The organism is Maricaulis salignorans (assembly GCF_900103475.1).
GTDB classification, from domain to species: Bacteria; Pseudomonadota; Alphaproteobacteria; order Caulobacterales; family Maricaulaceae; genus Maricaulis; species Maricaulis salignorans.
Genome location: NZ_FNHG01000001.1, coordinates 303,428 through 319,322 on the forward strand (window position 1 = coordinate 303,428; position 15,895 = coordinate 319,322).

Consider the following 15,895-nt stretch of genomic DNA (forward strand, 5'->3'; position numbering starts at 1 on the left):
GAAGCGGGGCGCAGGTCGTGGGTTGTGTGGTAATACCGATGGCAGAGTCAGTCTGTGGGGCGCGGGCCCGATCCGCAATCTTGCGTTCGGTTGTGGCGGGCGCATTCGACGAGGCGCCAATGGCCAGGAAGTTTATTCGCACCTGCTCGATCTGGCGCAGCCTCGAGGTGATCGGCGATACCTCGACCCTGCTCATCCTGGAGGCCAGCTGGCTGGGCGCGCGGCGCTTCCAGGACCTGCGGACCCGGACCGGCCTGCTCAAACCCCTGCTCAGCGACCGGCTCAAGCGGCTCGTCGCGGCCGATATCTTCGAGAAACATCTCTACTCCCAGGCTCCGCGCCGGTTCGAATATCATCTCACCAAAAAGGGCCGTGACCTGTATTGGACATCGCTGATGATGTTGCGGTGGGAGCGCAAATGGGCCCCGCCCGAGGGGAAGATCGAGATCATCCTGCGCCACAGGACCTGCGGCGCCGTGTTCGACCCGACCCCGATCTGCTCGGCCTGCCAGCAGGAAGTGACGGCGCGTGATGTGGCCTGGGCCGAAGGGCCCGGCGTTGGTCTGATGTCGGCAACCTATAGCCGCCGCCGGCGCTATCGGGACATGGCCGCTGATCGGCCGGCCGAATCCACCCTGCTGGACCATGTCGCCCAGATCACCGGGGATCGCTGGGCCAGCCTGGTCCTGCGTTCGATCTTCACCGGCCTGCGCAAGTTCGACGAGATCTGCGAGGACACGGCGATCGCGACCAATATCCTGTCGGAACGTCTCAGCTGGCTGTGCACGATCGGTGTTCTCGCCCTGCATCCCTACAGCGAACGGCCGGCCCGGTTCGAATACCGGCTGACCGCCAAGGGCATCGACTATTACTCAATCCTGCTCATGCTCCTGCAATGGGGCGATACCTATTATGTGTCGCCGGAGGGGCCGCCGCTTCAGCTGACGCACACACCCTGTGGCCATGAACTGGACGCGATCGTCGCCTGCTCGGCCTGCCAGGAGGCGGTGCAGCCGGAGAGCGTGAGCTATGAGGTTGTCGAGGGCCGCCCGCACAGCGCGCCAGCTGCACCATAATTGGCGCCGGATCGGGTTTTGGACGGGCTGAACCGCTCAGGCCCGCCCCTTGCCGGTTTCAGACGCGCTCGATGATGATCGCGGCGCCGACGCCGGAACCGCCATGCAGAACGGCCAGTCCCAGCTTGCCGCCATCGCGTTCGAGGCCAGCGAGCAGCGTCGTCAGCAGGATTGCCCCGCTGGCCCCCATCGGATGGCCCATGGCGAGATGACCGCCTTCCGGATTGACCTTGGCCGGGTCCGGGGCGTAGTCGCGCTCGGACTTGACCGGGGTCGCGGCGAAGGCCTCCATGAATTCAATCCGGTCGATGTCTTCAAGCCTCAGCCCGCTCTCCTTCAGAGCGGCGTCCATGGCGGCGAAACCGGCGGTGAGCTGCAGCACCGGATCGGCGCTGGCCTCGGTCGCGGCGCGGAAAATGGCGCGCGGCTTGAGCCCGGCCGCCGCGCCGGCGCGGGCGCTGCCGAGCAGGACGAGGGCCGCGCCATCGGCGATCGGGGGGCAATGCGCCAGGGTGTGCAGGTGTTCGATTGCCGCGAGTTCGGGCCGGGCGGCCAGCATCACATCATCAAAGCCCTGCGCCCCCATCTCCACGAAGGCCGGGGCGAGGCGGGCCAGTGATGCCATGGACGTGTCGGGCCTGACCGATTCATCCTGCGCCAGCAGGACGGTGCCATCGGGGCCGTGCACCGGGATGACCTCATCCAGCCCGCCCCGGGCCCAGGCCTGAGCGGCGCGCTGGTGCGAGCGGACGGTGATCGCGTCGAGCGCCTCACGCGATATCCCCTCCATCGTCGCCATCAGATCGGCCGAGAGCGGAACCGGCACATAGCGCAGGGCGCGCGCCGTGTCGGGGTCGTCGTAATAGTGTGCGTGGTCGGCGAGGAATGGCACGAGAGACATCATCTCGACGCCGCCGGCCAGACGCAGCCGGTCATCGCCGGTCGCTGCCGCCTCCAGGGCCGCCAGGCGCGTCGCCGTCAGGCCGGAGACGCAATAATTATTGACCGTCCGGCTGGTCATCCCGGGCGGTAAATCTGCGTGCAGCTTGCTGACCAGTGCCAATTGCCCGCCCTGGGCGCCGATCTGGCCGACACAGCCCAGTGTCAGGGAGGTGACCTGATCAAGCGCAGTCTCGCCCAGGCGTGAGCGCAGGGCACCCGCCAGCTGGCTGACCAGCTCGTGTGGCGTCAGGCCGGAGAGGGCGCCGCCCGGCTTGCCCTTGCCGCGCGGTGTGCGCACAGCCTCAAAGAGGAAAATCCCCGCCATCGGCTCAGACCCCGATCACGAAACAGGCGCTGGCCGTGGTCGAGCCGCCGACATTATAGGTCGCCACCGTGCGGGCGCCCTCGACCTGGGTGTCGCCGCTGCGGCCCGAGGTCTGGCGCCAGGCATCGAGCGCCATGCGCACCCCGGTTGCACCGACCGGATGCCCCAGCCCGATCAGCCCGCCGGATGGGTTGACCGGCAGCGCGCCGCCGGGCGCGATAATGCCGGCTTCAATGGCCTTCCAGGCCTCGCCCGGCGCCGTGAGGCCGAAATGCTCGATCGCCATGTATTCGGTGATCGAGAAGCAGTCATGGGTTTCGATGGCATCAAGCTGGCGGGTCTCGGTGATCCCGGCCCGGCCGCAAGCATCGGTAATGGCCTTGCGCACCCAGGGAAACATGTAGCCGCCGCTCTCACGGCTCTTCGCCAGCTTGGTTTCCATCATCAGCGGCGCCGTTGTATGGCCCCAGCCCTTGAAACGGGGGATGTCGGCCAGATCGAGGCCGCGCCGGGTCGCATATTCCTGCGCCACGGCCCCGGAGGCCAGGAAGATCGTTGCTGCGCCATCCGTCACCTGGCCGCAATCGCTGCGCCGCATCCAGCCTTCAACCACCGGATTGGCGTCATCATCGGCCTCAAAACTGGCTTCGGTGAAGCTCCAGGCGCGCGACTGGGCGGCCGGATTGCGCTTGGCATTGTCAAAATTGATGCGCGAGATCTCGGCCAGGTGCCGCCGGTCGAGCCCGTAGCGCTGGTCATATTCCTCGGCGAGGTCGGAGAACATGGCCGGCCAGAGATAGCGTGCACCCAGCGCTTCGCGATCAGCCCAGGCCGCGGCGCCGAGAATTTCGGCGGCGCGCTGACCGGGCACATTGCGCATCAGTTCGACGCCAACCACTGCCGCCAGTCCATAGCGGCCAGCCTCGATATCCGCCATCGCCGCCATGATCGCCATCGAGCCGGAGGCGCAGGCCGCCTCATGGCGGCTGGTTGGCTTGCCCTCAAAATCCGGATCGACATGGGCCATCATGCCGCCGATCAGGCCCTGGCCGCAGAAGAGCTCGCCGGCGAAATTGCCGATATGGATGACATCGACATCGCGCGCCGCCAAATCCGCAGCCTCAAGCCCGGCCTGCGTGGTTTCCGAGATCAACTCGAACAGACCCTTATTGTCGCGCGTCCAGTTGCGGGCAAAATCGCTTTGCGCTCCGCCGAGAATGAAAACGGGTTCGGGCATCGTGTTCAGGCCTCCTGGGTGGGTGTGTCCCGCTTTCCCTGTTGGGTCAGATTGCTGCTCAGCAGGGCGGGTCGCGAACCGGGGCAGGGGATTGTTTGCGATCCAACTCGATTTCGCCAGGCTCGGGATATTAGTCACTTTCTTATTAAAACCTACCACGTCATTGTCAATCGGAGACGGGTTGCAGGCGTGGCCGCTGATGCCGCAGGCGTCGCCACAATCAAAGGTCGTGCGTCAGCGGCGCCGGCCCGCGAAGACCAGCCTGTCGGCGATCCTTCTCACAGACAGCGCAGAAAAATGCGTCATGACGCCCCAGCTCCGCTATATTATGTGAACCGAACCTGCTAGAGTGAATGAAATCAGGGGTGAAGGGGGTAGCATGGCCAATCTCGAACGAGTCAAATCACGTGTGTTCGCTTGCAAAACGGGCATTTCGAATGGTTTGAAGCGCCTCGGCGCCGGCGTTGGCGCTGCAGTGCTGGCGCTCGCGGGCGGGCTCGCGCTCTCGGTTCCGGCCCAAGCCGCCAGCGGCACCATCAATGGTGGTGCCAGCCTCGGGACAAATGGCCAGTGCACCGCGGCAAGTCCCTCAAGCTTCGGTGTCAGTTTTACCGCCACGTTTCAGAGCGCCGATACGGGCTCGCTCGATACATATTCCCTCTTTCTGCTTGATGGCACCGGTACGATCATCGGGTCGTCCAGCCAGAGTATTTCAGCGTCCGCTGCCAGCACGACGACGGTAATTACCGCGCCGACGACCCAGACCCCTACTGATGGTTCGGCCTATACCCTTGTCGCCTACAATCAGAATACCGGTTCGCCAATCTATACTGTCGGCGATCTCTATGAGAGCGATGGCTTCCAGATGGCGAGCCTCGCCTTTGACGCCAGTGCTCTCGATAATAGCTGTCCCGGCCCGAACTCGGCCCGTCCAACGCCGACGATCACGACCGCGGCCAACCCGACCAATGCCCCCTTTGTGGCGACGATCACATTCGATGCGTCGGTCACCGGTTTCGATAGCAGCGACCTGGTCGTCGGCAATGGTGCGGCTTCCGCCTTTGCCGGTTCCGGCGCCAGCTATTCCGTGACCATCACGCCGGTCGTTGATGGTGATGTCACCGTCAGTATTCCTGCCGCTGCTGCGGTCAATGGTGTGGGTACCGAAAGCAATGCGGCCCCCACACTGACTGTGCTGTACGATGAGACCTCCCCCCAGCCGGAATTCATCGATGGCGAACCGGACACCACGATTGAGGGACCGATCACCGTCTATCTGCAATTTGATGAAATTGTATCGGGCGTTGCCTCCGGCCAGATCGGGGTCACCAATGCCGCTATCTCCAGTTTCGTCCAGGTTTCGAACCAGCTCTACAGCTTCACTCTGACGCCGGATCTGGGGCAGACTAACGGCGCGGTCGTCCTCACTTATGATGCCGCACAGGTTTCGGATATTGCCGGAAATACGAATGTGGCGGCGTCGCAATTCTATAGCGCCAACACGGATGCTCCCTCTGTCGTTGTTTCGACCAGTGCGGTCGAGCCGGTCAGCGGTCCCTTCACTGTCGATGTCGTCTTCAATGAGGCTGTCACCGGATTTGATGTCGGTGATTTCCTTGCTGCGGGGAACTTCACCGTCGACAGTGTCGCGGGTTCGGGGACAACCTACACGGCGATCCTGACCCCGACGGGTTCGGGGACGTTGTCGATTCGCGTTTCGGCCGCCGCGGTGATCGATGTAGACACGAATGCCAACACGATCTCCAACCTCCTCCAGGTTGAGGCCGACATCACCGCCCCGAGTGTTGCTATCACGACTGCGGAGGTCTCCCCGGTCGGTGCGAGCTTTGCCGCGACCATCACCTTCTCCAAGCCGGTCGTCGACTTCGTCGTCGGGGACCTGGTGCTGACGAACGCCACCGCGACCGATTTTTCAGGTTCGGACGGCGTCTATCTTGTGACGATTCTGCCGGTTGCAACGGGCACGGTCAAAGTCGACATTCCTGCTGCTGTGGCCCAGGATGCCGGCGGGCGCGACAATAGTGCCGCGGCGACCCTGACCCTCCAGGCCGATGTGGTTGCGCCGACCCTGACGATGACCAGTGCGGCTGTCGGTCCGGTCAGCGCGCCGTTCACGCTTCTGCTCGATTTTTCTGAAACCGCCGTCGGATTCACGCTCAGTGACCTGACCGTGGTCAATGGTGTCGCCTCCAATCTCCAGCGCTCGGGAGATGACCTGACCGCCACGATCACGCCCACCGCTGTCGGCACGCTGACTGTGGACGTTGCCGATGGTGCCTTCCAGGATACTGCGGGCAATGACAATACGGCCGTGACCCAGTTCTCGATCGCGTCGACCGCCAATGGTGCGCCAACCGTGGTGATCGCATCGAGCACCGCCGCCGGTCTCGTCAGCGGGGCAGCCTTTCCGGTGACGGTCACTTTCTCCGAGCCGGTCACAGGTTTCCTGTTCGACGAAATCGTTATCGTCAATGGCACGCGCTCGAGCGAGTCGATTTCCGGCAATGTCTATAGCTTCACCGTGACGCCGATTGCCGATGGTGTGGTGTCAGTCGACGTGCCGGCCGGAGTCGCGCAGGACGTCGACCTCAATGCCAACACGGCTGCGACGCAGTTTTCCGTGACCGCCGATACTGGCGCTCCGACCGTCGCCATTACCAGCGCCGCTGTAGCCCCCCTCGCCGGTGCCTTCAATGTCACCCTGACCTTTTCCGAGCCCATGAGCAGCGTTGTCGGGTCGACCTTGACGGTCGGCAATGGCAGCGTCACCGCGATGAGCGGCTCGGGTGCTGTCTACACCGCCACCATCCTGCCGACCGCTGACGGAACGGTGACCGTTGATGTGCTCGCTGGTGCAGCCAATGATCTGGCCGGCAATGGCAATACCGCGGCGACGCAATACTCGATCGCCGCCGTGCTCGGTTCGCCGACCCTGGCGATTACCGGTCCGGCCGGCCCGCTCGCGGACGCCTTCACAGCCACATTCACCTTCTCTGAAAATGTCACGGGCTTTACCATCGATGACATTGTCGTCAGCAATGGTGTGGCCTCTTCATTTGCGGGCACCGGTGCTGTCTATACCGTCACGATTGTACCGGTTGCCGCGGGGCCGATCACGGTCGACGTCGCCTCCGGGGCCGCTCAAAACGGTGGTGCCATCAATAACAGCGCCGCGCCCCAATACTCCGTTACGGCCGCCTCACTCGGGCCGATTGCCACGATCACGAGTACCACGCCGTCGATTACAGGCGCAGGCTTCATCCCGATTTCGGTTGCGTTCGACGAGGACGTAGCGGGGCTCGCCGGCCCAGATTTTGTCGTAACCGGCGGAGGGGCCCCAGTCGCCTTCGGCGGTGCGGGTTCGACCTATAGTTTCTTTGTCAGTGCGACAGGCGGCGTGGATCTCGTTATCGGCCTTCCCGCTTCATCCGCGACCGCAGTGGCCGGCGGCGCCCCGAATCGTCTGGGCCCCGATCTGGTCATCCCGGTCGCCGTGGTGCCATCAATCCCGACAGTCGTGATCGCATCTGCGGCCGCCGATCCCGTCACCGCGTCGACTTTCGACCTGACCGTGACATTTTCGGAGGATGTGACGGGCTTCACCATCGCGGACCTGTCGGTCTCTGGCGGTGAAGTTTCGACATTCAGCGGGTCGGGCGCGGTCTATGCCGTAACCATCGCGCCCACGCGTGATGGAACCCTGACGGTGGACATCGCCGGCTCCGCGGCCACCAGCAGCACCGGCGGCGGGAATACGGCCGCGGCCCAGTTCTCGATCACCGTGAACCAGCAATTGCCGCAACCCGTCATCACCAGCGCCCTGTCCGGAACGGTTTCGGGTGCCTTCGATATCGTGGTCAATTTCAACGAGCCGGTGACCGGCTTCGACATTACCGATCTGACGGTCGGAAATGGTGCGGCGAGCAATTTCGCCGGCAGCGGCACCGCCTATACAGCCACGATCACGCCTGCCGCCGATGGCGCCGTCACGGTTGACATCGCTGCGGCTGCAGCTGTGGACGTCAGTGCGGGCGCCAGCCTGGTTGCGGCCCAGTATTCGATCACCAACGATGAAACCGGAGCGACGCCGACCCTCGCCTCGGCCGCCGCCGATCCCTTCTCCGGGTCGTTCGTGCTGAATGTAACCTTCGATGAAGCGGTGACGGGTTTCGCCGCCAGCGATCTGACCGTCGGCAATGGCACAGCTTCCGGCCTGGCCGGCTCCGGCGCGGCCTATACCGTCACCATCACGCCGTCGGCTTCGGGTGTCGTGACTGTCGATATGGCCCCCGGCAAGGTCGGCGATGCGGCCGGTAACCCCAATCTGGTTGCCGCCCAATTCTCCATCACGGCCGATATTACAGCGCCATCCGGCTATGCTGTCTCCCTCGACCAGGATCCGATCAACTCCGGCAATGAGACGGCGCTGTCGTTCAGCTATACCGGCTTCGAGGTCGGTGCGACGCTCGATTACACCATCTCCAGCGATGGTGGCGGCGCCTCGATTTCCGACAGCGTCCTTGTGTCCGCGGCCGCAGGCACGATCTCCGGCCTTGATGGCTCCGGCCTTGGCGACGGGACCGTCACCCTGACGGCCGCCCTGACCGATGTGCTCGGCAATATTGGTGCCGACGAGACCGATACGGCGACCAAGGATACGGCCGCACCGTCTGTGGTCCTGTCGAGCGTCGCCACTGACCCGGTCTCCGGGGGCTTCACGCTTGACATCGTCTTCTCCGAATCCGTCACCGGCTTTGCTATTGGTGACCTGACGGTCGGGAATGGTGCAGCCTCGGCCTTCGCCGGTGCGGGCACCACCTATTCGGCCACGATCACGCCGGCTGCCGATGGCGCGGTGACTGTCGATGTCGCCGCCGCTGCCGCCCAGGACGCGGCGGGCAATGACAATACAGCTGCAACCCAGTTCTCGATCACCAATGACGAAACCGCTCCGAGCGTGGTGCTGTCGACAGTCTCCGCTGATCCGGTCGCCGGTGCCTTCACGCTTGATATCGTGTTCTCGGAATCCGTCACCGGCTTTGCCGTCGGCGATCTGACGGTGGGCAATGGTGCGGCCTCGGCCTTCGCCGGCTCGGGCACGACCTATTCCGCGACGATTACGCCGGCCGGCGATGGCGCTGTCACTGTTGATGTCGCCGCCGCTGCGGCCCAGGATTCGGCGGGCAATGACAATACGGCTGCCACCCAGTTCTCGATCACCAATGACGAGACCGGACCGAGTGTCGTCCTGTCATCGGTCTCGACCGATCCTGTCTCCGGCGCCTTCACGCTTGATGTTGTCTTCTCGGAATCTGTCACCGGCTTTGCCGTGGGCGATCTGAGTGTTGGCAATGGTGCGGCCTCGGCTTTCGCCGGTTCCGGTGACACTTATTCAGTGACGATTACCCCGGCCGGCGATGGCCTGGTGACCGTTGATGTCGCCGCCGCTGCCGCCCAGGATGCCGCCGGCAATGCCAATAGTGCCGCGACCCAGTTCTCGATCACCCGGGATGGTACGGCACCGACTGTCGCGCTCTCGACGGTATCGGCTGACCCGGTCTCCGGCGCCTTTACGCTGGATATTGTCTTCTCGGAATCCGTCACCGGCTTTGCCGTGGGCGATCTGAGCGTTGGCAATGGTGCCGCCTCGGCGTTCGCCGGTACGGGCACCACCTATTCCGCGACCATTACCCCGTCCGGTGATGGTGCGGTCACCGTCGATGTCGCGGCTGCGGCCGCCCAGGACAGTGCCGGCAATGGCAATACGGCTGCGACGCAGTTCTCGATCACCAATGACGAGACCGCGCCGACCCTCGTGCTGTCGACCCTCAGCGGCGATCCGGTTTCCGGCGCCTTCACGCTTGATGTTGTCTTCTCGGAATCTGTTACCGGCTTCGCCGCCGGCGATCTGACGGTGGGCAATGGTGTGGCCTCCGCCTTCGCAGGCTCGGGCACGACCTATTCGGCGACCATCACGCCGTCAGCGGATGGCGCGGTGACAGTCGATGTTGCGGCGGCCGCCGCCCAGGACAGCGCCGGCAATGACAACAACGCTGCGACCCAGTTCTCCATCACCAATGACGGCACGCTGCCGACGCTGGTTCTGTCGACGGTCAGCGGCGACCCTGTCTCCGGCGCCTTCACGCTCGATATTGTCTTCTCTGAATCCGTCACCGGCTTTGGTCTCGCCGATCTGAACATCGGCAATGGTGCGGCCTCCGCCCTTGCCGGCTCGGGCGACACCTATTCGGCGACCATCACTCCGGCCGCCGATGGCCTGGTAACTGTTGATGTTGCCGCCGCCGCCGCACAGGACAGCGCCGGCAATGACAATGTCGCTGCGAGCCAGTTCTCGATTACCAGCGATGGCACGGCCCCGACCGTTGTGTTGTCGACCGCCTCGTCTGACCCGGTCTCCGGTGCCTTCACGCTCAGTGTTGTGTTCTCGGAATCCGTCAGCGGCTTTGGCCTCGGCGATCTCAATGTTGGCAATGGCGCCGCCTCGGCCTTCGCCGGTGCGGGCACCACCTATTCGGCGACGATTACCCCGGCCGGTGATGGTGCTGTCACCGTCGATGTCGCTGCTGCGGCAGCCCAGGACAGTGCCGGCAATGACAATCTCGCGGCGAGCCAGTTTTCGATCACCAGCGACGGCACGGCGCCGGGCTTGGTGATTACCGGCCCGGCCGGCACCCAGACGGGCGCCTTTACCGCCAGCTTTACCTTCACCGAAAGCGTCAGCGGCTTTGCCGTTGGCGATATCGTGGTGGCCAATGGTGCGGCCTCGGCCTTCGCCGGATCCGGTGCGGCCTACACCGCGACGATCACACCGGCCGCTGATGGTCCGGTTACCGTTGACGTCGCAGCCGGTGTCGCCAGCGATCCTGCCGGCAACGCCAATACGGCCGCTTCCCAGCTGAGCATCAATGCCGATATCAGCGCGCCAACCGTCCTGTCGGTCATTGTCTCCGACAGCGATCTGACTGTCAGCGATATCGGGACCAGCTTCACGATTGCGGCGACCTTCTCTGAAGCGCTTGATTCCGCAGTTGAGCCTGACTTCGCCTTCGTTGGCGCTGATCTCTCGGCCACGCTGAGCCTGCAGTCTTCCGCCTGGTCCAGTGGCGATACCGTCTACACGGCCAGCTATGACCTGCTCGATAGCGGCCTGATGGCTGATGATATCGATGTCACCGTCTCCGGTGCTGCCGATGTCGCCGGTAATCTGCTCGCAGATTCGACGACGCCGGATCTCTTCAGCGTCGAATTGCGCCGGGGTGGCATCACGATCGCCCAGACCGTCGAGGGCGCCGTTGACGGTGAGTTCGATTTCACCGGCGATCTCGGCAGTTTCGCCATCGCAACCTCCGGCCAGACCGGCTCGCGCGCTTTCACCGATCTCATCGCGGGTAGTTACACGATCACGCCAGCAGCCGAAGACGGATTCAGCGCTGACGGAGCCAGCTGTTCCGGCGGCACGACTTCGGTCGACGGGACAACCGGTGCCGTCACCATCGTCCTGGCTCCGGCTGACTCGGTGACCTGCACATTCGCTGCGATCGCCGATCCGGAGATTGATGAGACCGCCATTCCAACGGTGGAGCTGGCGCTGGATTCCGCGATCGATAATCCGGCGGGCGTCAGCACGAGCTTCTCCCTGTCGAATACGGGTGGCTCGCCCTTCACCTTCACGGCGGCAACCGACGTGACATGGCTCGATGTGGATCCGACATCCGGGTCTATTCCGGCCGAGGGTTCGCTCGAATTCACCATCACCTTCAATGACGGCGTCCTCGATCTGGCTCCCGGTAGCTATACGGCGAATATCACCATTACCGAGACCGGGACCCCGGCGCAAAAGCCCCTGGGCGCGAGCGCCAATACACTCAATGTGGTGACCATCCCGGTCACGATCACGCTGCAGCCGCGTGAGGGCACGTTGACGATTATCGCCACGACGGCCCCCTCGCAGGCCGGTGACGGTGTCTTCAACTATACCTCCACCCTGGCTCAGCTGGACGGTCTGTCGCTTTCAACGGTGGCCGGTACCGCCAGCTCCGGCGCGCTCACCGTGCTTCGTGGCACTTACAGCCTGACCCAGACGACCTCGGAAGGTTGGGCCCTGAATTCGATGAGCTGTACCGGCGATACCGATGGGGGGTCTACCTTCGACCTCGACACCGGCACCATGGTCATCGACCTCGATCCCGAGGAGAGCATGGTCTGTACCTTTGCCAATCGGCGCGATGAGGACTTCATCCGTGAGATCACGCAAAGCGCAATCCGCAGCTTTATGGCGGCTCGTGCCGATCAGATCCTGACCAATTCGCCAGAATTGTCGGGCCGGATGCGTGGCAGCCGGATGTCGGCAACGCCGAACCGCTTTGCCGCCGACTATGCCGATGGCCGCTTCTCGGCCGATCTGTCGACCAGCCTGTCAGCGATCCGCCAGGCGGCGGAAAATGGCCAACCGCAAATGCCGGGAGCGACCCAGTTCAATCTCGACGGCCAGACCGGCATCGCCAGCCTCGATGTCTGGGCCCAGGCGACCTATACCAGCATCGATGACAATCGCGCCGGCCTCGATGCCAGCTCGACCTTCGGGCTCTACTATCTCGGTGTCGACATGATGGCGTCCGAGGACCTGCTCGTCGGAGCCCTGCTGCAATGGGATCACGCCGAGACTGTCACTGGCACCTATCGCAGCGAAGTGAGCGGCGATGGCTGGCTGGCCGGGCCCTATATGGTCGCCCGTCTCGCCGAGAATGTGTATCTCGATGCACGCGGTGCCTGGGGACGCTCGGAGAATGATGTCAATCCGATCGGCCTGTATACCGATGCCTTCGAGACCAGCCGCTGGTTGGTTGAGGCCAATCTGACCGGTGAAATGACCTCCGGAAACTGGCGCCTTTCGCCACAGATCGGCATCGCCTACTTCAATGAAGAGCAGGACTCTTACACCGATACGCTCGGCTTCCTGATCCCGAGTCAGGAAATCACGCTTGGCCGGATCAATGCCGGACCGGAGCTCGCCTACCGCTTCGTCAATGCCGAGGGTGGCTATTTCGAGCCTTATGTCCGGCTCACGGCCCTGTGGGATTATGATGATGCCGATGTCTACAATGCCGCCGGCAATCTTCAGGGCATTGGCGGACTCCGGGCTGATGCCCGCTTCGGCCTCACAGCCGAACTGCCCAATGGCGGGCTGATCTCCGGTGAAATCGGGATTATCGGTCTCGGACTTGGCGATTTTGAAGCCAATAACGCCATGCTGCGTATCCGCCTGCCCCTGAGTATGGAATAGGCGCCGGCCGGGTTCGGCCGAACTGAATACCGTGTCCGGCCCGCCTCTTTGGCGGGCCGGCTGGTTTTCGGGCCGGGACAGTCAGCGTCTACAGCCTGTCGATCCACCCATGGCGCCGCCGCAATGGGGCGTACACAAACCCGCGAAATGTATTAGTCTGTGAGCATGGAAATCGATCGGGCCAGATTGCGGGAAATGACGGCGGCCGGGCATTTGACCGCGGCCGAGGCGGCTCATGCCGATGCCCTGCTGAGCCGCACCGGGGAGCCGATCGACCAGGTCCTCACCCAGCTCGGCCTGCTGACGGAAGCTTTTCTGGCCCGGTACTTCGCCACTTCTGCCGATTGCGAGCTCTGCCTCGACCTGTCCGCAGTGGATCCCGGCTCGATCGCCGATCGCGACCCGGACCTCAATGCGGACTTCATCCTGACCGAGCGGGCCATCCCGATTTCTATCGAATCCGATGGAGTGGTCGCAGCGGTGATTGATCCGTTGCGCGATGAGGGCCTGCGCGGCCTGGCCTTTGCGCTTGGCCGTCCGGTTCGTCCGGTCGTCACCACACCCTCGCAATTCAATGCGCTCTATCAGCGGCGCTTCAATGACCGGGCCGGTCAGGCCAGCGACCGCGAGTTTGACGTCACGGCCGACTTTGACCGGCTCAAGGATATGGCGAGCACCGCACCGGTCGTGCGGTTGGTCAATCGTCTCATCACGGCCGCGGCCAGCGCACGGGCCACCGATATTCATATCGAACCGGGACCACGCGAAGCTGCGGTCCGGCTTCGCGTTGACGGCGTTCTGCGCGATATGGAAAATCTTGATACGGCCCAGGCCCTCGCCGCGATCTCGCGCATCAAGGTCCTGGCCGAACTGGATATTGCCGAACGCCGGCGGCCCCAGGACGGACGCTTTTCCCTGCCGGTCGCCGGACGGGCGATCGATCTGCGTGTCTCGGTCGTGCCCGCCCAGCACGGCGAAAGCATGGTGGTCCGCCTGCTCGACCCGGAAGCCAGTCTCCAGGGGCTCGACGATCTCGGTCTGCCGGCGCAGGTAAAGGCGGTCGCGGAATCGGTGCTGCAGCGCCCCCATGGCCTGATCCTGGTCACCGGGCCAACCGGGAGCGGCAAGACGACCACGCTGTATTCCTTCCTGCGCCAGCTCGCCGATGGCGAACGCAAGATCCTCACCATTGAAGACCCGATCGAATACCGCCTTTCCGGCATCGCACAATCGCAGACCAATCCGCTGATCGGGGTCTCATTCGCCAGCGCATTGCGCTCTTTCCTGCGCCATGATCCCGATGTGGTGATGGTCGGCGAAATCCGCGATACCGAGACGGCGCAGACTGCGGTCCAGGCGGCCATGACCGGGCATCTCGTGCTCTCGACCCTGCACACCAATGACGCCGCATCGGCGATTATCCGCCTGCTCGACATGGGTGTTGAGGACTATCTTCTATCTTCGACCCTTGTCGGCGTCTTCGCCCAGCGCCTGGTGCGGCGGACCTGTCCAAGCTGTTCGGGGCGTGGCTGCGCGGCCTGTCAGGATAGCGGCTTTCTCGGGCGCGTCGCGATTGCCGAGGGTTTTGAGGTCGACGAAGCCGTGCGCGAGGCGATCCGCCACGCTGCCTCGGGTCCGGGGCTTGCCCAGCTCCTGCTCCAGCAAGGCTTCATCCCGATGTCCCAGGACGGGCGCAACAAGGTGGATTCCGGTCTGACCACGATGGCCGAAGTCAATCGGGCGGTGGGACGTGCCTGATCCGCGGCCTGGCGCACCGGGTACAGGACGGCCGGAAAGCTGGCGCTACACGATTGAGCAGCCCGATGGCCGTCTGCTGCGCGGCGAAGTCGTGGGTCGCACCGAGGCCGAGGCCCTGCTCAAGCTGAGAGCGCTCGGCGGCACGCCGCTGGAAATGACCCGCGCCGGCTCGGATGGCGGCCTGTTCAGTGGTCGGCGGGCGCATCTGGTGTCGTCGGAAGTTCTCGATTTTACCCGAGGTATTGCCGAGTTGATCGACGCCGGTATTCCCCTGCGCGACGCGCTCGCCAGCCTGGCCCAGCGCGAAAAGCGCCCGGTCCTGCGCGCCGCACTGGTGCGGATCGAGGACCAGGTCCGCAATGGCGAGGCCTTCAGCCAGGCGCTGGAAGCCGATAGCGGGCAGTTTCCGCGTCTCCTCATCGCGCTTGTGCGGGCCGGTGAGGCTTCGGGCCTGCTGGCCAAGAATCTGGTCGAGCTGGCAGCGCAGATGGAGGATGAGCGCAGCCTGCGTCAGGATCTCATCGGCCAGATGATCTATCCGATGGCGCTCGTGGTCCTGATCAGCCTGACCCTGGTCTTCCTGTCATTTTTCGTTCTGCCGCAATTCGAGACCATCTTCCTCGACGCTGGCGTCGCACCGCCGCCGGAGACCGCTTTCGTGCTCGCCGCCGGGGCCTTCCTGCGTGCCTATGCCGTCTGGATCCCGCCCCTGATGATTGCTCTGGCGATTGGCGTCCGGCTGCTGGCGCGGCAATTCCGCAACGGGCTTGATCGTCTGCTGCAGCTGGTTCCTGTCCTCGGCGTGACCCTGCGCACGCTGGAGGCCGCGCGCTATTGCCGGACGCTCGGCCTCTTGCTGACCAGCGGCCAACCCCTGTCGCGGGCAGAAGCCGTCGCCCGCAGCGCCATTGCTTCGAGCGAATTGCAGGCGCGTTATGCCCGTGCCGGCGACGCCGTGCGGGCCGGTGAAAGCCTGTCGGTTGCGCTGGGTCGTGAAAACGTCCTGCCGGGCCAGGCCCTGCGTTTCATCGAGCTTGGCGAGAAGACCGGCCGGCTTGACGCCATGCTGACCCGCGCGGCGCAGCTGCATGACCGCGAAGTGCGCAATATGCTCAAGCGGTCGGTTGAATTGATCGGACCGGTGATGATCGCCATACTCGGCCTGTGTGTGGGCGGCGTGATTGCTGCGGTGATGTCGGGGGTCCTGAGTCTCAATGAAGTGGTTTACTGAC

General features: G+C 64.1%; 6 protein-coding genes. 4 read left to right on the forward strand and 2 right to left on the reverse strand.

Annotation, left to right across the window (positions count from 1 at the left end):
- The first annotated feature begins 119 nt into the window (after window positions 1-119).
- A complete protein-coding gene (locus BLT42_RS01325) occupies window positions 120-1,076 on the forward strand; it encodes a winged helix-turn-helix transcriptional regulator (RefSeq protein WP_091765869.1) in 957 nt (318 codons plus the stop codon).
- A 58-nt stretch (window positions 1,077-1,134) separates the two neighbouring features.
- Here the strand turns inward: BLT42_RS01325 and BLT42_RS01330 are convergent, their stop codons facing one another.
- Window positions 1,135-2,343 (reverse strand): acetyl-CoA C-acyltransferase, encoded by a 1,209-nt coding sequence (locus tag BLT42_RS01330; RefSeq protein WP_091765584.1) that lies wholly within the window; start codon window positions 2,341-2,343, stop codon window positions 1,135-1,137.
- Window positions 2,344-2,347: 4 nt separating this feature from the next.
- Window positions 2,348-3,580: an acetyl-CoA acetyltransferase gene (locus tag BLT42_RS01335; protein WP_091765587.1), complete on the reverse strand. Its 1,233-nt coding sequence runs from the start codon at window positions 3,578-3,580 to the stop codon at window positions 2,348-2,350.
- Between the two features lie 409 nt (window positions 3,581-3,989).
- Here BLT42_RS01335 and BLT42_RS01340 point away from each other — a divergent pair, with 409 nt between their 5' ends.
- The 3 genes from BLT42_RS01340 (at window position 3,990) to BLT42_RS01350 (ending at window position 15,894) form a co-directional block, all read left to right on the forward strand.
- Entirely contained in the window at window positions 3,990-12,905 is an 8,916-nt protein-coding gene (locus tag BLT42_RS01340; protein WP_233342249.1) for an Ig-like domain-containing protein, read from the forward strand.
- Window positions 12,906-13,070: 165 nt separating this feature from the next.
- A complete protein-coding gene (locus BLT42_RS01345; RefSeq protein ID WP_091765593.1) occupies window positions 13,071-14,663 on the forward strand; it encodes a GspE/PulE family protein in 1,593 nt (530 codons plus the stop codon).
- Complete coding sequence (locus tag BLT42_RS01350; protein ID WP_091765596.1) at window positions 14,656-15,894, forward strand: type II secretion system F family protein; 1,239 nt, start codon at window positions 14,656-14,658, stop codon at window positions 15,892-15,894. Before BLT42_RS01345 ends, BLT42_RS01350 begins: the two co-directional genes overlap by 8 nt.
- Window position 15,895 lies beyond the last annotated feature (1 nt).